The organism is Neisseria sp. HMSC068C04, assembly GCF_001810105.1.
Lineage (GTDB): Bacteria > Pseudomonadota > Gammaproteobacteria > Burkholderiales > Neisseriaceae > Neisseria > Neisseria flavescens_B.
Map to the genome: position 1 here is coordinate 49,411 of NZ_KV799924.1, position 18,454 is coordinate 67,864.

17 protein-coding genes and 1 pseudogene are annotated in these 18,454 nt (G+C 51.8%); 15 read left to right on the plus strand and 3 right to left on the minus strand.

Annotated features, from left to right (window positions below):
• Window positions 1-3: 3 nt before the first annotated feature.
• The 15 genes from nuoN to murJ all read left to right on the plus strand — a co-directional run bounded on the left by nuoN (window position 4) and on the right by murJ (window position 16,270).
• Window positions 4-1,446, plus strand: a complete 1,443-nt coding sequence (gene nuoN / locus HMPREF2700_RS03315) for an NADH-quinone oxidoreductase subunit NuoN (RefSeq protein WP_070590062.1) — start codon at window positions 4-6, stop codon at window positions 1,444-1,446.
• A gap of 219 nt (window positions 1,447-1,665) precedes the next feature.
• The gene (locus HMPREF2700_RS03320) at window positions 1,666-1,965 is read left to right on the plus strand and encodes a DUF2818 family protein (protein ID WP_003686671.1); all 300 of its coding nucleotides are present in this window, start codon (window positions 1,666-1,668) and stop codon (window positions 1,963-1,965) included.
• A gap of 175 nt (window positions 1,966-2,140) precedes the next feature.
• Entirely contained in the window at window positions 2,141-2,698 is a 558-nt protein-coding gene (frr, locus tag HMPREF2700_RS03325; protein ID WP_003686718.1) for a ribosome recycling factor, read from the plus strand.
• Window positions 2,699-2,755: 57 nt separating this feature from the next.
• Complete coding sequence (locus HMPREF2700_RS03330; RefSeq protein ID WP_070590063.1) at window positions 2,756-3,502, plus strand: isoprenyl transferase; 747 nt, start codon at window positions 2,756-2,758, stop codon at window positions 3,500-3,502.
• A gap of 5 nt (window positions 3,503-3,507) precedes the next feature.
• On the plus strand, window positions 3,508-4,302 hold the full coding sequence (locus tag HMPREF2700_RS03335) for a phosphatidate cytidylyltransferase (protein ID WP_049332974.1): 795 nt from the start codon (window positions 3,508-3,510) through the stop codon (window positions 4,300-4,302).
• A 33-nt stretch (window positions 4,303-4,335) separates the two neighbouring features.
• Entirely contained in the window at window positions 4,336-5,085 is a 750-nt protein-coding gene (locus HMPREF2700_RS03340; protein WP_003747899.1) for an SIMPL domain-containing protein, read from the plus strand.
• A gap of 117 nt (window positions 5,086-5,202) precedes the next feature.
• The gene (gene ispC / locus HMPREF2700_RS03345) at window positions 5,203-6,384 is read left to right on the plus strand and encodes a 1-deoxy-D-xylulose-5-phosphate reductoisomerase (RefSeq protein WP_070590226.1); all 1,182 of its coding nucleotides are present in this window, start codon (window positions 5,203-5,205) and stop codon (window positions 6,382-6,384) included.
• Window positions 6,385-6,515: 131 nt separating this feature from the next.
• On the plus strand, window positions 6,516-7,856 hold the full coding sequence (gene rseP / locus HMPREF2700_RS03350) for an RIP metalloprotease RseP (protein WP_070590067.1): 1,341 nt from the start codon (window positions 6,516-6,518) through the stop codon (window positions 7,854-7,856).
• A 3-nt stretch (window positions 7,857-7,859) separates the two neighbouring features.
• Window positions 7,860-10,262, plus strand: coding sequence for an outer membrane protein assembly factor BamA (gene bamA, locus HMPREF2700_RS03355; protein WP_070590070.1), 2,403 nt, complete (start codon window positions 7,860-7,862; stop codon window positions 10,260-10,262).
• Between the two features lie 111 nt (window positions 10,263-10,373).
• Window positions 10,374-10,883 (plus strand): OmpH/Skp family outer membrane protein, encoded by a 510-nt coding sequence (locus HMPREF2700_RS03360; protein WP_070590072.1) that lies wholly within the window; start codon window positions 10,374-10,376, stop codon window positions 10,881-10,883.
• Between the two features lie 101 nt (window positions 10,884-10,984).
• On the plus strand, window positions 10,985-12,025 hold the full coding sequence (gene lpxD / locus HMPREF2700_RS03365) for a UDP-3-O-(3-hydroxymyristoyl)glucosamine N-acyltransferase (RefSeq protein ID WP_070590074.1): 1,041 nt from the start codon (window positions 10,985-10,987) through the stop codon (window positions 12,023-12,025).
• A gap of 73 nt (window positions 12,026-12,098) precedes the next feature.
• Complete coding sequence (gene fabZ / locus HMPREF2700_RS03370; RefSeq protein WP_003681704.1) at window positions 12,099-12,548, plus strand: 3-hydroxyacyl-ACP dehydratase FabZ; 450 nt, start codon at window positions 12,099-12,101, stop codon at window positions 12,546-12,548.
• Between the two features lie 61 nt (window positions 12,549-12,609).
• Entirely contained in the window at window positions 12,610-13,386 is a 777-nt protein-coding gene (gene lpxA, locus HMPREF2700_RS03375; protein WP_003681706.1) for an acyl-ACP--UDP-N-acetylglucosamine O-acyltransferase, read from the plus strand.
• Between the two features lie 160 nt (window positions 13,387-13,546).
• Window positions 13,547-14,722 carry a lipid-A-disaccharide synthase gene (lpxB, locus tag HMPREF2700_RS03380; RefSeq protein ID WP_070590077.1) on the plus strand — a complete coding sequence of 392 codons (1,176 nt, stop codon included), beginning with the start codon at window positions 13,547-13,549 and terminating at the stop codon, window positions 14,720-14,722.
• A 9-nt stretch (window positions 14,723-14,731) separates the two neighbouring features.
• On the plus strand, window positions 14,732-16,270 hold the full coding sequence (gene murJ / locus HMPREF2700_RS03385) for a murein biosynthesis integral membrane protein MurJ (protein WP_070590079.1): 1,539 nt from the start codon (window positions 14,732-14,734) through the stop codon (window positions 16,268-16,270).
• A 102-nt stretch (window positions 16,271-16,372) separates the two neighbouring features.
• On the opposite strand, the gene HMPREF2700_RS03390 is transcribed toward murJ, so the two are convergent.
• The 3 genes and pseudogenes from HMPREF2700_RS03390 to HMPREF2700_RS03395 all read right to left on the minus strand — a co-directional run bounded on the left by HMPREF2700_RS03390 (window position 16,373) and on the right by HMPREF2700_RS03395 (window position 18,397).
• Window positions 16,373-16,828, minus strand: coding sequence for a hypothetical protein (locus HMPREF2700_RS03390; RefSeq protein ID WP_070590081.1), 456 nt, complete (start codon window positions 16,826-16,828; stop codon window positions 16,373-16,375).
• 67 nt (window positions 16,829-16,895) lie between these two features.
• Window positions 16,896-17,003, minus strand: a pseudogene (locus HMPREF2700_RS11885) (IS5/IS1182 family transposase); the annotation flags it as partial.
• Between the two features lie 107 nt (window positions 17,004-17,110).
• The gene (locus HMPREF2700_RS03395; protein ID WP_070590084.1) at window positions 17,111-18,397 is read right to left on the minus strand and encodes a F390 synthetase-related protein; all 1,287 of its coding nucleotides are present in this window, start codon (window positions 18,395-18,397) and stop codon (window positions 17,111-17,113) included.
• Window positions 18,398-18,454 lie beyond the last annotated feature (57 nt).

Consider the following 18,454-nt stretch of genomic DNA (forward strand, 5'->3'; position numbering starts at 1 on the left):
TAAATGAACTGGTCTGATTTGAATTTAATGCCCGCCATGCCCGAAATCGTGCTGCTTGCGCTATTGGGTGTCGTATTGCTGGCAGACTTGTGGATTTGCGATAAAAACCGCTATTTGACCCATCTGATGAGCTTGGGAACGGTCATTGTCGTGGCCGTCACCCAATTGGCAGTATGGGAGCAGGGCAGTCTGCTTACGTTTAATGGAATGTATATTGCAGACGGCATGTCCCGTTTGGCGAAGCTAGTGTTGTATGCGCTGACATTCAGTCTGTTTATTTACAGTAAACCGTACAACCAAGACCGCCAAATTTTTAAAGGCGAGTTTTATACCTTGTCGCTGTTTGCCCTGTTGGGTATGAGTGTCATGGTCAGCTCGGCACATTTCTTGACTGCGTATATCGGTTTGGAGCTGTTGTCTTTATCGTTGTACGCCATGATTGCCCTGCGCCGTGATTCCGGCCGCTCTGCTGAGGCTGCGCTGAAATACTTTGTATTGGGCGCATTGGCCTCCGGTTTGTTGCTCTATGGTATTTCCATGGTTTACGGCGCCACCGGTTCCCTTGATTTTGCTTCAGTCTTGGCCTCTGCGGCTAATGGGCAGGCCAATGAATGGCTGCTGAAATTAGGCGTGGTATTTATTGTGGTTGCCATTGCATTTAAATTGGGTGCGGTTCCATTCCATATGTGGGTACCCGATGTGTACGATGGCGCGCCGACCTCTGTTACCGCCTTTGTGGGTACGGCTCCGAAAATTGCCGCCGTTGTCTTCGCGTTCCGTATCCTGATTACAGGTATGGAAACAATACATTCAGACTGGGCGCCGATGTTGGCCATTCTTGCCGTTGCTTCTTTGGTGGTCGGTAACCTTGCTGCCATCATGCAAACCAATATCAAACGCATGCTTGCCTACTCCACCGTATCGCACATGGGCTTTATCCTGTTGGCGTTTATGGCAGGCGCAGTCGGCTTTACCGCAGGTTTGTATTACGCCATTACTTATGCTGTGATGGCGGCAGTCAGCTTCGGTGTTTTGATGGTATTGTCTACCAAAGACATTGAGTGTGAAGACATCAAAGATCTCGCTGGCCTCAACCACCGCCATGCATGGTTTGCCTTCCTGATGTTGCTGTCCATGTTCTCCATGGCAGGCATCCCGCCGCTGATGGGCTTCTACGCCAAGTTCGGCGTGATTATGGCGCTCTTGAAACAAGGCCATGTCTGGTTGTCAGTGTTTGCAGTTATCATGTCTCTGATTGGCGCGTTCTACTACCTTCGCGTGGTCAAAGTCATCTACTTCGATGCGCCTGACCATGACCAGCCGGTCGGCAGCAACTATGCCGCCAAATTTGTCCTGACGGTCAATGCTTTCCTGCTGCTCCTCTGGGGTATCATGCCGCAAACCGTTATCGACTGGTGTGCCAAAGCATTGGAAAATACCCTGTAAGCTTCAAACAAAAACAACGGCGGCTATTCCAAAGTCGCCGTTTTTGTTAGGATTCGCATTCGGATGAAATATCCCCAAGTTCAGACGGCCTCAAGCCTTTGAACAATCATCAAGTGGGTATCATCAATATATTGAATATTCCACGGGTAATGATGGGCAAGAATGCCCGTTTAACATGTTAAAATCACACACAGGCCGTCTGAAAATAGAAAGACCACCATGACTGCATCCATGTACATTCTTTTGCTGTTGGCACTTATCTTTGCCAACGCACCATTTATTACCACCAAATTCTTCGGCATTATCGCCCTTAAACGCAAACATATCGGCCATCACTTGATCGAATTGCTGGCAGGCTTCCTTCTTACCGCGATCCTCGCCTATATCCTCGAATCACGCGCAGGAGCCGTGCATGCCCAAGATTGGGAGTTTTACGCGACCGTTGTCTGCCTCTACCTGATTTTTGCTTTCCCATGCTTCGTATGGCGTTATTTTTGGAATGAACGGAATAGAGAGTAGGATTTGAATAAGGAAAAGGCCGTCTGAAAGATTTTCAGACGGCCTTTATTTTGTTTGATGTTAAATATCGGTTAGAAAACAAGGCTGTTGGGGCGTAAAGCCTTGTCGTGGGGGCGGTTTAACGGTACTATTCTCGGTTAATCCTGTTTTATTCCTATGAAATTGAAAGTATAAGATGATTAATGATATTCAAAAGACAGCTGAAGGCAAAATGCAGCGTTCTCTGGAAGTATTGAAAGACAATTTGGCTAAAGTGCGTACCGGCCGTGCGCATACCGGCCTGCTTGACCAAGTGGAAGTGGAATACTGGGGCAGCATGGTGCCTGTGAGCCAAGTGGCGAACGTGACGCTTTTGGATGCGCGTACGATTGGTGTGAAACCTTTCGAGAGCAATATGGCTGCAAAAGTCGAGAAAGCGATCCGTGATTCCAACTTGGGCCTGAACCCTGCTTCTGTCGGCGATTTGATCCGTGTCCCTATGCCTATGCTGACTGAGGAACGCCGTAAAGATTTGATCAAAGTAGTACGCGGCGAGGCTGAAGAGGGCCGTGTGTCTATCCGCAATGTGCGCCGTGATGCAAACGACCACATCAAAAAATTGTTGAAAGACAAAGAGATTTCTGAAGATGAAGCACGCCGTGGTGAGGAAGCGGTTCAGAAGTTGACCGACAAATACATTGCTGAGGCAGACAAGCTCTTGGCTGCCAAAGAAGAAGATTTGATGGCGATTTAATCCTGTGTGCAAACCGTTCAGACGGCCTTTGGACGGTTTGCTCCCTGAAAGGCAGACATGAAAAGCAGTACGCAGACGATTTTGGAACACTCTGCCATCCCCCGACATATTGCTGTGATTATGGACGGCAACGGACGTTGGGCAAAGAAGCGTTTTCTTCCCCGTGTGATGGGACATAAGCGCGGCTTGGATGCGCTGGAGAACATGGTGAAGCATTGTGCTGAGCTGGGTGTGCAGTATTTGACCGTGTTTGCTTTTTCGACTGAAAACTGGCGACGCCCCGAGGAAGAGGTTTCTTTTCTGATGGGGCTGTTTTTGCAGGCTTTGCAAAAGCAGGTGCGCCGTTTGCACGATAACAATATGCGCTTGAGAGTCATCGGCAGCCGTGAGCGGTTTAATGCTGAAATCCTGAAGGGGATTGAGGCGGCAGAGGCGTTGACGGCAAACAATACCGGTTTGACTTTGAGCATTGCCGCTGATTATGGCGGCCGCTGGGATATTTTGCAGGCGGCAAATCAGTTGATTGCCGAGGGTGTAACTGGGATTACGGAAGAGGCGTTGTCGCGCTATTTGATGTTGGGCGATGCACCCGAGCCGGATTTGTTTATCCGCACCGGCGGCGAGACACGCATCAGTAATTTCCTGCTGTGGCAGATGGCGTACGCGGAATTGTATTTTACGGATACGCTGTGGCCTGATTTTAATGAGAAATCGCTGAACGAGGCAATTGCTTCATTCCAAAAACGGGAACGCCGCTTCGGGCGGACTTCCGAACAGCTGCCGGTTGAGCAGCAACGGGGTTGAGAACTATGTTGAAACAACGGATTTTGACGGCGCTGTGGCTTTTGCCGCTGATGCTGGGTATGCTGTTTTATGCGCCTATGTGGCTGTGGGCGGCGTTTTGCGGCCTGATTGCCATGCTGACTTTGTGGGAATATGCCCGCATGAGCGGCTTGGACAAGCTGAAAATCAATCATTATTTGGCTTCAACGCTGGTGTTTGGCGTGATTGCCTATGCCGGCGGTTGGCAGTTGCCTGATTTGGTTTGGTATGTCGTATTGGCGTTTTGGCTGATTGTCATGCCTTGGTGGCTGAAAGCGAAATGGAAGTTAAACGGCGGCTGGCAGGCTTACACGGTCGGTTGGTTGTTGGTGATGCCGTTTTGGTTCGCACTGGTTTACCTGCGCCCTCAGCCTGAAGACGCGCTGTCTTTATTGGCGATTATGGGTTTGGTGTGGGTGGCCGATATTGGCGCGTATTTCTGCGGCAAATCGTTTGGCAAGCGCAAAATTGCGCCGACCATCAGCCCGGGTAAAAGCTGGGAAGGTGCGATCGGCGGCGCATTGTGCGTTGCCGTGTACATGACCATCGTATGGAAAGCCGGTTGGCTGGCTTTTGAAGCCGGTTGGTTAAAAACTATTTTGATCGGCTTGATTCTGACCGTTGTCAGCGTGTGCGGCGATTTGCTGGAAAGCTGGCTCAAACGTGCGGCCGGTATCAAAGACAGTAGCAATCTGTTGCCGGGACACGGTGGCGTGTTCGACCGCGTGGACAGCCTGATTGCCGTTATCAGCATTTATGCCGCCTTTGTATATTTGTTTTAAACCGCCTGTCTCACATGGTTGGGGGAGCTGATTATGTCAGAACAAAAACAGATTTCATCTTTATCGATCTTGGGCGTATTGTTGGCACTGGGATTGATGGCTGCGGCGTTTATTTTGGGCGTGCAGTTTAAGAATCTGCGCCAACCGGGGACGATTACCGTAAAAGGTTTGGCGGAGAAAAACTTCCAATCTGACAGCGCGACGTGGAATACGGGCGTGAACGCGCACGGCGAGAGCTACCAGGAAGTTTTGGATTTGCTGACGGCAAGACGCAAGAAGCTGTCTAAATTTTTGGGTGAGCAAGGCTTTACGGCGGCTGAAATGAAAGTGGGCCTGCCCGAAGTGTCGCGCGTTTTCAATGAAACCCGCGACGAACTGGGCAACGTAACCCGCACGCCCAACGGCTACGATGGCGACCTCAATATTGTGGTCAACACCAAAAAACTGGACAAAATCCAAGCAGCACAGCGCGCCATTTTGAATTTTCGTGCGCAAAACGAATTTATCCGCTTCGATAATCCGCAATATTTGCTGGGAAATTTGGAAACCATCAAACGCGATTTGATTACGCAGGCGACGGAGGATGCGCAGAAACGCGCGGCCGAATTTGCCAAAACCGGCGGCGGCAAAGTGGGTGCCATGCGTTCTGCTTCGCAAGGCTCGTTCAATATCTATGCCGACACCGGCAGCAGCGAGGACGACGAGTACGGCGGCTCTTACGATAAAAGCACCGTCGGCAAACAAGTCCGACTGGTTGTTACCATCGAATACGGCATTGAGTAATTCTTTCAGACGGCCTTTTCAGCTGGGAGGCAAAAGGCCGTCTGAAAATTGGAAACGGCAAAGAAATTTATTTCAAACATAATGAATACCGTTTGCACAGCACATAAAGAACACACCATGACACAACAAGTTCTGACCATATTAGGCAGTACCGGCAGCATAGGCGAAAGCACTTTAGACGTTGTCTCCCGCCATCCCGAGAAATTCCGCGTGTTCGCGCTGGCAGGGTATAGGCAGGTGGACAAGCTGGCGGCGCAATGCAAACAGTTCCACCCGGAATATGCCGTTGTCGGCGATGCCGGTCATGCGGCCGAGCTGGAAAAGAAACTCAAACAAGAAGGCATCAGTACGCAGGTCTTATATGGTTCTCAGGCCCTGATTGATGTTGCCTCTGCCGATGAAGTCAGCGGCGTGATGTGTGCCATTGTCGGCGCGGCCGGTTTGCCGTCGGCTTTGGCCGCCGCTCGAAAGGGCAAAACCATTTATCTGGCAAACAAAGAAACACTGGTGGTTTCCGGCGCATTGTTCATGGAAACCGCCCGTCAAAACGGCGCCACCGTCTTGCCGATTGACAGCGAACACAACGCCATCTTCCAAGTATTGCCAAGGGATTACACAGGCCGTCTGAATGAGCACGGTATCAATTCAATTGTCCTGACCGCATCTGGCGGGCCATTCCTTAACACTGATTTAAGTACATTTGACAGTATTACGCCCGAGCAGGCGGTCAAGCATCCGAATTGGAGCATGGGGCGCAAAATTTCCGTCGATTCCGCGTCAATGATGAATAAGGGCTTGGAGTTGATTGAGGCGCATTGGCTGTTTAACTGTCCGCCGGAGAAACTGGAAGTGGTCATCCATCCGCAATCCGTGATACACAGCATGGTACGTTATCGCGATGGTTCGGTATTGGCGCAGTTGGGTAATCCCGATATGCGTACGCCGATTGCTTATTGTTTGGGCCTGCCCGAACGTATCGACTCCGGCGTGGGCGAGCTGGATTTCGGCGCATTGTCCGCATTGACCTTCCAAAAGCCCGACTTTGACCGTTTCCCATGTCTGAAACTTGCCTATCAGGCCATGAATGCAGGCGGTTCTGCGCCTTGCGTGTTGAACGCTGCCAACGAAGTTGCCGTGGCCGCTTTTTTAGATAAACGCATCAAGTTTACCGATATTGCCAAAGTCGTTGCCTACTGCCTTGCACAAGATTTTTCAGACGGCCATCATGATATCGAAAGCCTGTTGGCGCAAGACGTGCAAACACGCAGACAGGCAGAAGCCTTTATCGGCAAACAATAAAGCTTCAATGACAGGCCGTCTGAAACGTCAACCGCTTGGCATTTAGGCAGACAAAATGGAACAACTGCCTTTATAATCGGTTTTCAGACGGCCTTATCCGTTGATCATCACATTCCATTCAGGGGATTTTTTTGCAAACCTTTTTAGCCTTTATCGTCGCCATTCTGATTTTGGTCAGCCTGCATGAGTTCGGACACTATATTGTTGCCCGCTGGTGCGGCGTTAAAGTCGTGCGCTTTTCCGTCGGCTTCGGAAAGCCCTTTTTCACCCGAAAACGCGGCGATACCGAGTGGTGTCTTGCCCCGATTCCGTTGGGCGGTTACGTTAAAATGGTCGATACGCGCGAAGGCGAGGTGGCAGAAGCAGATTTGCCGTACGCCTTTGACAAGCAGCATCCGGCCAAGCGCATCGCCATTGTCGCCGCCGGCCCTTTGACCAATTTGATTTTGGCCGTTTTGCTTTACGGTTTGAGCTTTTCCTTCGGCGTAACCGAGTTGCGCCCCTATGTCGGCATGGTCGAGCCTGCCAGTATTGCCGCCAAAGCAGGTTTTCAGGCAGGCGATAAAATTGTATCGGTCAACGGAATCGCCGTTAAAGACTGGAGCGATGCGCAAACCGAGATGGTGTTGAACCTTGAAGCCGGCCCTGTAAAAGTTGCTGTTCAGACGGCCTCAAATACCCAAGCCATCCGCATAATTGATGCCGCCGGCACGCCTGAAGCAGGTAAAGTTGCGAAAAGCCAAGGCAACATCGGCCTTTTGCCTTTTAGAATTACTAACCGCATCGGCAAAGTCTTGGCCAATAGTCCGGCCGAAAAAGCAGGTTTGAAGGAAAACGACAAACTGCTGACCGCCGATGGAAAGCCCATCGAAAGCTGGCAGGAATGGACGGAACTCTTCCGCTCCAGCCCCGGCAAACGAATCGAATTGACTTACGAGCGCGACGGTAAAATACTGGCGACCGCTATCCGTCCGGACAGCGTCGAGCAGTCGGCAGGCGTGCTGGTGGGTAGAGCAGGGCTTGCCGCCCAGGCGGATAAAGAGTGGGATAAAACCATCCGCTACCGTTATACGCCTTCCGTTGCCCAAGCCTTTGAATTGGGTTGGAACAAAACCGTCAATTATTCGTGGACGACCCTCAAATTTTTTGGAAAACTGGTTACAGGCAATGCCTCTTTGAACCATATTTCCGGCCCCTTGACCATTGCCGATGTCGCCGGACAATCCGCCAAACTCGGATTGCAGAGCTACCTCGAATTTCTGGCCTTGGTCAGCATCAGCTTAGGCGTGTTGAACCTTTTGCCCGTGCCCGTTTTAGACGGCGGACATTTGGTTTTCTACACCGCCGAATGGATACGCGGAAAGCCTTTGAGCGAGCGCATACAGGCAGCCGGCCTGCGCTTCGGACTGGCAGCCATGCTTTTGATGATGGCTGTGGCTTTCTTTAATGACATCAACCGTTTGTTTGGATAATTTATGAAACTGAACCAGATTGCTTCCGCTTTAATGGTATTGAGCCTGTCGCCAATGGCATTGGCTGACTTTACCATTCAGGACATCCGCGTCGAAGGCCTGCAACGCACCGAGCCGAGCACCGTCTTCAACTACCTGCCCGTTAAAGTCGGTGATAATTTCAATGATGCGCGCAGTGAAGAAATCATCAAAAAACTCTACGCAACCGGTTTCTTTGACGACGTACGCGTCGAAACCATGGACAATCAAGTCCTGTTGACCGTGATTGAGCGTCCGACCATCAGCTCGCTCAATATTACCGGCGCGAAAATGCTGCAAAACGATGCCATCAAGAAAAACCTTGAAGCATTTGGTTTGGCACAATCCCAATACTTCAACCAAGCAACGCTGAACCAAGCCGTTGCCGGTTTGAAAGAAGAGTATTTGAGCCGTGGCAAACAGTCTGTCCAAATCACTCCGACCGTAACCAAACTTGCCCGCAACCGCGTGTCTATCGATATTGCCATCGAAGAGGGCAAATCTACCAAGATTACCGATATTTCATTTGAGGGCAACGAAGTTTATTCCGACCGCCGTCTGATGAAACAAATGTCCCTGAGTGAAGGCGGCATGTGGACTTGGATCACGAAGAGCAACCAGTTCAATGAGCAAAAATTTGCTCAGGACATGGAAAAAATTACCAATTTCTATCAAAACAACGGCTACTTCAACTTCCGCATTTTGGATACCGATATCCAAACCAACGAAGACAAAACCAAGCAGACCATTAAAGTAACCGTCAGCGAAGGCGACCGCTTCCGCTGGGGCAATGTACGCATCGAAGGCGATACGCTGGAAGTGCCTAAAGAAGATTTGGAAAAACTGCTGACCATGAAGCCGGGCAAATGGTACGAGCGCGCGCAAATGTCCAATTCGCTCGAAGCCATCCAAAACCGCATGGGTCAGGCAGGTTACGCATTCAGCGAAATCAATGTCCAACCGATTCCAAATGCCGAAACGCATACTGTTGATTTTGTGTTGACCGTTCAACCGGGCCGCAAAATCTATGTGAACGAAATCAACATTACCGGCAACAACAAAACCCGTGACGAAGTTATCCGCCGTGAGTTGCGTCAAATGGAATCGGCGCCTTACGACTCTGCCAAGCTGCAACGTTCTAAAGAGCGCGTTGAGTTGTTGGGCTACTTCGACAACGTTCAATTTGATGCAGTTCCTGTGGCCAATACCCCTGACCAAGTTGACCTGAACATGAGTCTGACCGAACGTTCTACCGGCTCGCTCGACTTGAGCGCAGGTTGGGTTCAGGATACCGGTTTGGTGATGTCTGCCGGCGTGGCTCAAGACAACCTGTTCGGTACGGGTAAATCAGTTGCCCTGCGTGCTTCCCGCAGTAAAACCACAGTAAACGGCTCGTTGTCGTTTACCGACCCATACTTCACACCTGATGGCGTAAGCTTGGGCTACGACCTTTACGGCAAGACTTACGACCCACGTAAAGCTTCTTCCAGCGCGAAACAATATAAAACCACGACTTTCGGCGGCGGTTTGCGTATTGGTATTCCAGTTACCGAATATGACCGTGTGAACTTCGGTTTGGCCGCAGAGCGTCTGACCGTGAACACCTACAAAGGCGCGCCTAAACGCTATGCCGACTTTATCAACCAATATGGTAAAGGCGACGGCAGCGGCGTAGGTAACTTCAAAGGCTGGTTGTACAAAGGTACCATCGGCTGGGGCCGCAACAAAACCGACAATGCCTTGTGGCCGACCCGCGGTTACCTGACTGGCGTAAACGGCGAAATCGCCTTGCCGGGCAGCGACCTGCAATACTACACCCTGACCCACAACCAAACTTGGTTCTTCCCGTTGAGCAAAGATTTCACGCTGATGCTGGGTGGCGAAGTCGGTTATGGCAACGGCTACGGCAAAACCAAAACCATGCCGTTCTTTGAAAACTTCTACGGCGGCGGCTTAGGCTCTGTCCGCGGCTTTGAAAGCGGTACGCTGGGCCCGAAAGTTTATGACGAATACGGCGAGAAAATCAGCTACGGTGGTAACAAAAAAGCCAATGTTTCCGCAGAGTTGCTCTTCCCGATGCCGGGCATTAAAGACTCGCGTACCGTCCGTCTGAGCCTGTTTGCCGATGCGGGCAGCGTGTGGGATGACAAAACCTACAATGACGGCAGCAGCAATACTTATTACACCAATCACGCGCTCCAAAACGTGTATGGCGTAGGCAAAACGCACAAATCGACATTCAAAAACGAATTGCGTTACTCTGCCGGTGCTGCCGTGACCTGGCTCTCTCCGCTGGGTCCGATGAAGTTCAGTTATGCTTATCCGATTAAGAAAAAAGAAGGCGACGAAATCCAACGCTTCCAATTCCAACTCGGTACGACATTCTGATGATGTTTAGGCCGTCTGAAACCGGGTTTGTCCGTTTCAGACGGCCTCATGGCAGATTGGCGGCAAGCTTATTGCAAACCGCCCGTTTGTTTTCAAGCAAGGATTTTTATCATGAGTAAAATAGCCGACACCCTCCGTGTCCTCGCCGTAGCCCTGCCGGGTTTCGTGCTGTTGCCGCAAGCGGCGGCGGATGGCGTGCAGAAAATCGGTTTTATCAATACCGAGCGCGTTTATCAGGAATCCAAGCAGGCGCAAAGCATTCAGATGACTTTGGAAAAAGAGTTCAAAAGCCGTCAAACCGCCTTGCAAAAGTTGCAACAGGAAGGCGAGGCTTTGGAGCGAAAACTGAGCGGCGACAAGCTCAGCGACAGCCAAAGGGAAGCGGAAACCCAAAAGTGGCGTAATCTGGTACAGAAATTCCGTAAGGAGCAGGCCGAGTTGGCAGAAGACTACAATCTGCGCCGCAATGAAGAATTCGCCGCGCTCCAGCAAAATGCCAACCGCGTCATCGTCGATTTGGCCAAGCGCGAAGGTTACGACTTCATCTTGCAGGACGTGATTTACGTCAACGGCCGCTACGACATTACTGACAGCGTTATCAAAGCCCTAAATGCTCACTGACCCTGCTCGGCAGCGAATGTAACCATACAGACAAACCTAAGGCCGTCTGAAGCCCAAACCGGCATCTTTCAGACGGCCTGACATCTTGACGGCAGATTATCATGACTTCACAAGCATACACCCTGTCCCAAATCGTTTCCCAACTCGGCGGCGAATGGAAAGGCGAAGACATCGCCATTACCGCCGTCCGTCCGTTGGATCAGGCGCAGGCGGAACACATCAGCTTTTTGGCCAACCCGAAATACAAAGCCGAAGTGCACGACAGTCAGGCAGGCGCAGTGATTGTGTCGCCGAAAGCCGCAGACGAATTTGCAGGCCGCAACCTGATTGTGGCTGCCGACCCTTATCTTTATTTTGCCAAAGTGGCACGATTGTTCTCGCCGATTGTCAAAGCGCAGGGCGGCGTACATCCGACTGCCGTTGTCGAGGCCAGCGCCAAAGTGCCGGCAAGCTGCGAAATCGGCGCGAATGCCTATATCGGCGCGAATACCGTATTGGGCGAAGGCTGCCGTATTTTGGCCAATGCCGTTGTTCAACACGATTGCACGTTGGGCGATGAAGTCGTGTTGCATCCCAACTCCGTCATCTATTACGGCTGCACTTTGGGCAACCGTGTCGAAATCCACAGCGGCGCCGTCATCGGCGCGGACGGTTTCGGCTTAGCCTTTGCCGGCGATTCATGGTTTAAAATTCCGCAAACCGGCGCAGTCATGCTGGGCGATGATGTGGAAATCGGTTCGAACACCAATATCGACCGTGGCGCAATGAGCGACACGACCGTCGGCAACGGCACCAAAATCGACAACCAAGTCCAAATCGGCCACAACTGCAAAATCGGTGCGCACACCGTTATCGCCGCCAAAACCGGTATTTCCGGCAGCGTCACCATCGGCAATTATTGCATTATCGGCGGCGGCGTCGGCACGGTCGGACACATCGAAATCGCAGATAAAACCACCATCGGCGGCGGTACATCCGTTACCCACAGCATTACCGAAAGCGGCCAGCATCTGGCCGGTATTTTCCCGATGTCAGGCTACAAAGACTGGGCGCGCAATGCCGTTTATATCCACCGTTTGAGCGAAATGAACAAACGCCTCAAAACGCTGGAAAAACAGCTTGCCGACAGCGACGAAGCCTAAAGGCGGCGCAAACAGTCCGCGCCCCGCATCCAAATACGTTTAAACCCAATACAAACAAGGAAAGACGAACATCATGGACGTACAACTCCCGATCGAAGCCAAAGACATTCAAAAACTTATCCCACACCGTTATCCGTTTTTGCAACTCGACCGCATTACTGCGTTCGAACCGATGAAAACCCTGACTGCGATTAAAAACGTCACCATGAACGAGCCGCAGTTCCAAGGCCACTTTCCCGACCTGCCCGTGATGCCCGGCGTGTTGATTATCGAAGCCATGGCGCAAGCGTGCGGCACACTCGCCATCCTCAGCGAAGGCGGCCGCAAAGAAAACGAATTCTTCTTCTTCGCCGGTATCGACGACGCCCGTTTCAAACGCCAAGTCATCCCCGGCGACCAACTGGTTTTTGAAGTTGAGCTGCTGACCAACAAACGCGGTATCGGCAAATTCAACGCCGTTGCCAAAGTCGACGGCCAAGTTGCCGTTGAAGCCGTGATTATGTGCGCCAAACGCGTGGTGTAAGAATGGGACAGGCCGTCTAAACGTTCAGACGGCAACCTGTATCAGACAGCAAGGAGACAGTATGACCCTTATCCATCCGACCGCCGTCATCGACCCTAAAGCCGAACTCGACTCCAGCGTTAAAGTCGGCCCATACAGCATCATCGGCCCCAATGTGCAAATCGGTGCGAATACCGAAATCGGTCCGCACGTCGTCATCAACGGCCATACGACCATCGGTGAGAACAACCGCATTTTCCAATTTGCCAGCCTCGGCGAGATTCCGCAGGACAAAAAATACCGCGACGAGCCGACTAAGCTGATTATCGGCAACGGCAACACCATCCGCGAATTTACGACGTTCAACCTCGGTACGGTTACCGGCATCGGCGAAACCCGTATCGGCGACGACAACTGGATTATGGCCTACTGCCACCTCGCCCATGACTGCGTGGTCGGCAACCATACCATCTTCGCCAACAACGCCTCACTCGCAGGTCATGTGACCATCGGCGACTACGTTGTCTTGGGCGGCTACACGCTGGTGTTCCAGTTCTGCCAAATCGGCGACTACGCCATGACCGCGTTTGCCGCCGGCGTACACAAAGACGTACCGCCGTACTTTATGGCTGCTGGCTACCGCGCCGAACCGGCCGGCCTCAACAGCGAAGGTATGCGCCGCAACGGTTTCACGGCCGAACAGATTGCCTCCGTCAAAGATGTGTATAAAACCATTTACCATCGCGGCATTCCGTTTGAAGAGGCCAAGGCAGACATTCTGAAACGCGCCGAAACCCAAAGCGAATTGGCGGTATTTAAAGACTTTTTTGCACAATCCACACGCGGCATTATCCGTTGATTGATGGATTGAAGGCCGTCTGAAACTTTTTCAGACGGCCTTTGGATTGCAAAAATTGGCGCGGTAGGGCAGGTTTCCTGTCCGTTTGCTGCCGATGCCGTCTGAAAACGGGCGGGCAAATGTCCGCCACAAAATCTTTTAGCTTCCGAACCTCAACAACATGAACCCCAATCCTTCCCCCCTTATCGCCATCAGCGTCGGCGAAGCTTCCGGCGACTTGCTCGGTGCACACTTAATCCGTGCCATTAAGGCGCGTTGCCCGAACGCGCGGTTTACCGGCATCGGCGGCGAGCGCATGAAGGCGGAGGGTTTCGAGAGTTTGTACGATCAGGAAAAGCTGGCGGTGCGCGGTTTTGTTGAGGTCATCAAACGCCTGCCCCAGATTTTGAAAATCCGCAAAGGGCTGGTGAATGATTTAATCCGCCTCAAGCCGGATGTGTTTATCGGCATCGATGCGCCGGACTTTAATCTCGGCGTGGCGGAAAAACTCAAGCAGGCAGGCATTCATACCATTCATTACGTCAGCCCGTCGGTTTGGGCGTGGCGGCGCGAACGGGTCAATAAAATCGTGCATCAGGTCAACCGAGTGTTGTGCCTGTTTCCGATGGAGCCACAACTATATATCGATGCCGGAGGCAAGGCTGAGTTTGTAGGCCATCCGATGGCGCAAACCATGCCGGTGGAAGCGGATAGGGCGGCGGCACGGCAGAAGCTGGGTGTGCCTGAGGACGTACCCGTGTTTGCCATATTGCCCGGCAGCCGTGTGAGCGAAATTGATTACATGGCGGCGGTGTTTTTTCAGACGGCCTTATTGCTGCTGAAACGTTACCCGCAGTCACAGTTTTTGCTGCCGGTGGCAACGGCTGCAACGCGCAAACGCATTAGCGAAATTTTGGCACAGCCTGAGTTCGCAGTCCTTCCTATTACGTTGACCGACAAGCAGTCGGATACGGTTTGCACCGCTGCCGATGTGGTATTGGTCACCAGCGGTACGGCGACTTTGGAAGTGGCCTTGTGCAAGCGGCCTATGGTCATCAGCTACAAAATTTCGCCGCTGACTTATGCGTATGTGAAAAACAAAATCAAAGTGCCGCATGTCGGTTTGCCCAATATTTTGTTGGGTAAAGCCGCCGTTCCCGAGCTGCTGCAACACGATGCCGTCCCTGAAAAACTGGCGCAGGCCGTGGCAGACTGGTATGACCGCCCTGAAGCCGTGGCCGCATTGGAACAAGATTTCCACGCCTTGCATCTGCTGTTGAAGAAAGATACGGCGGCATTGGCGGCGGCGGCAGTATTGGAAGAAGCCGGATTTTCAGACGGCCTGAAAGACAAGTAAGGAAAATACATGAATTTATTGGGAGCCTTGGCCAAGGTTGGCAGCCTGACGATGGTGTCGCGCATTTTGGGTTTTGTACGCGATACGATTATTGCCCGTACGTTTGGAGCAGGTACGGCGACGGATGCGTTTTTTGTCGCGTTTAAACTACCCAACTTGTTGCGACGTATTTTTGCAGAGGGCGCATTTGCCCAAGCCTTCGTACCGATTTTGGCGGAATACAAAGAAACCCGCTCACCCGAAGCCACGCAGGAGTTTGTGCGTCATGTGGCCGGTATGCTGTCGTTTGTGTTGGTCATCGTTACCGCTCTGGGCATACTCGCCGCACCGTGGGTGATTGTTGCTAACGCCCCTGGTTTTATCAACGAACCTGATAAGGTTCAGCTTTCCATCGACCTGCTACGGGTTGTATTTCCTTATATTTTGTTGATTTCACTATCCTCTTTTGTCGGCTCGATCCTTAATTCCTATCATAAATTCGGTATCCCCGCTTTTACGCCGACTTTTTTGAATATTTCCTTTATCGTCTTTTCCCTGTTCTTCGTGCCGTATTTCAATCCGCCCATAATGGCTTTGGCGTGGGCAGTATTTGTCGGCGGCGTGTTGCAGCTGGTGTTCCAACTGCCTTGGTTGGCGAAACTGGGCTTCTTGAAAATGCCCAAACTCAGCTTTAAAGATGCGGCGGTCAACCGCGTACTGAAACAGATGGCTCCGGCAATTTTGAGCGTGAGCGTGGCGCAGATTTCCTTATTCATCAATACCATCTTCGCCTCGTTTTTGCAGTCCGGCAGTGTATCGTGGATATATTTTGCCGACCGACTGATGGAATTGCCGACCGGCGTTTTGGGTGTGGCACTCGGCACGATCTTGCTGCCTACCTTGTCCAAATACGCTACCAGTCAGGATACCGAACAGTTTTCTGACCTGCTCGACTGGGGTTTGCGCCTGTGTATGTTGCTGGCGCTGCCTGCCGCAGTCGGTCTTGCCGTGTTGGCTTTCCCTCTGGTCGCGACCTTGTTTATGTACCGTGAGTTTACGCTGTACTCCGCACAAATGACTGAACAGGCGCTCGTTGCCTACTCCCTCGGCTTGATCGGGATGATTATGATTAAAGTGTTGGCACCCGGTTTCTACGCGCGCCAAAATATCAAAACTCCCGTTAAGATTGCCATTTTCACGCTGATTTGCACGCAGTTGATGAACCTCGCCTTTATTTCGCCACTCAAACACGTCGGTCTGTCCCTCTCCATCGGTTTGGGTTCGTGTCTGAACGCAGGTTTGCTGTTTTACCTCTTACGCAAACACGGCATCTATCATCCCCGCAAAGGTTGGCCGGTGTTCTTGGTTAAGATAACCATCTCTTTGGTCATCATGGGCGGCGGTTTGTGGCTGGCTCAATATTATCTGCCGTTTGAATGGGTACACGTCGGCGGTTTTAAAAGGGCCGGCCAACTCTGTGTTCTGATTGCCTTGGGCGGCGGCCTCTACTTCGTTTCTCTCGCCGCACTCGGTTTTCGTCCGCACCATTTCCGCAGAGTGGAAAAATAAGGAAATTGATTTAAGTCATTGCCTGCTTTGAAGATAATCCACTAATAAAAAGGCCCTTGGATTTTGATTTCAAGGGCCTTTTACTTTGTGGCGGGGATGTATTTATGGTTTGGTCAGATAAGGATATAGATTCAGGCGTCCGTCTTGGCGTACGGCTAAATAGTCCGGTGCATCAAACCTCATCCCAGTACCGTGATAAAGGCATTTTTGTCGAGGATCGGGATACAGTCCGCCGCCCAAATAGCCGATTTCTAGCGGTTGCTGATTGGCAGCATACTGTTTTAACACTGCGGCAGCAGCTTGTGTTTGTTCGGCGGTGGGATGGTCGTCGGATCGTCCCAGACCAAACAGATCCCAAAAGGTTTTTCTAGGAGGGGTAATACGGATATTGTATGTCGTACATCCATCGTTATAAATTGGGCGTTCTATTTGGCGGACGGAAATTCGATAGTAACCGTGGCTGCCTACAATACTGAGGACTTGGGCTTTTGAAAAATCACCGCCTGCATAGGCTGCTAACGGAAATGACAGGAAGAAGAGGGGGATAAGGTGGCGCATAAGGTTTAGGTCGTCTGAAAGAGTGTTGGGCGTTACTGCAAGTTTAACATGACAGGTATTACGGAAAGTATAGTGGATTAAATTTAAACCAGTACGGCGTTGCCTCGCCTTGCCGTACTATCTGTACTGTCTGCGGCTTCGTCGCCTTGTCCTGATTTAAATTTAATCCACTATAGGAAGGTAAGGTCGGGTATGGCGTTTTTCTTTTTACTGGAAGGGTCGTCTGAAATTTTTTCAGACGACCTTTTTTGTCTTTAGTTTGAAGGATAAGGATTTAAACGATTATGGATTTTCGCTATACGGGGAAATTTTCGTCACGCGCCGGCGTTTTTGGTGCAGGGGGCGGGTTTGTTCCGGCTGGAAAACGTAATCAAAGGGGCGAAGTTGCAGCGTCTGCCACAGGCGGTCCAGGTTGCGTGTGGCGGCAGCGCGGGTTTGCTCTGTGTCGGGCGCGAGGAAAATGTGCAGGGCTTTGCCGTGTTGTTCGACGCGGTATTCTTGGATGAGGTCGTCTGAAATCATGGCGCGGCGGATGAAGTCGGCGTAGAGGGCGTAAGGTTCGCCGCCTGTCGTGCGTGCGTCGAGGATGTCGTCGCAGCGTCCTTCTATGGCGCTGATTCGGGCGAATGCGCTGCCACAGGGGCAGGGTGCGTCGTTGGCAATCAAAACGTCGTCGAGGCGGTAGCGGATGACGGGTTGGCTTTTGCGGTTGAAGTCGGTAATGACGGGGGCGAAGCGGCCGCTTTCGCGGTCTATCCAGTCTTTTTCGATATAGACCATGTCTTCGTTCAGATGCAGGTTGCCGTGGGCGCAGGTGTGGGCGAGGAAGCCTTCGGTGCATTGGTAGATTTGGTGAACCGGCGTGCCGAAGCGTTGTTCGATGCGGGTTTTGACTTGCGGCTCCAAGACTTCGGCTACGGAGATGATTTTTTTGGGGTGTATGGCGAGGTCGGGGTGTTGGGCAAGCTGCTGCAATACTTGGGCGGGGGCGATGAGGATGGTGGGCTTTTGCGCGTTGAGCCTTGGGATGTGCGCGTCCAAGGCTTCGAGCAGGTCGTAAAACTCGAAGCGTATCAGCGGGCTTTTGACGGCGGTATAGAGATTGCTGTTGGCGCGCAGGAAGAAGGCGATGCTGTGGCGGGCGAGGTAGGGGCGGGGCAGCATGCGTTTGAGCATATAGCCTGCCCACAGGGCGGATTCTTCGGGGGAAACGAGGAAAATGCCCCTGTTGCCGCTGGTGCCGGAGGAAAGTCCGACAGTGATTTCTTTGCCTGAGGTCGTCTGAAAAACGGGGCTGAAGTCGCGGCTTTCTTCGGCTTTGAGGGCGACGGAGAGGGCATCTTTTTCGCTGATGCCGTAGGCGTTGATATCGACGAAATGCTGCATGAAGATGCGTTTGTTGATAACGGGGTAGTCTTGCAGCTTGGCTCTGTGCGGGTAGAAGCGGCTGTTGTGGTTATTCAAAAGGCGGTCGAGCTGTTTTTGCTGGTGTGCTTCAAGGGCGGAGCGTTCTGTGTAATTTTGGGTGTTGAAGAAGGATTTGAGGATTTGCCATTTTGAAGGTTTCATGGTGTGTTCTTTGGGGCGGTTGAGAGGCTTTGTTCGGCGTGTTTCAGACGGCCGGTT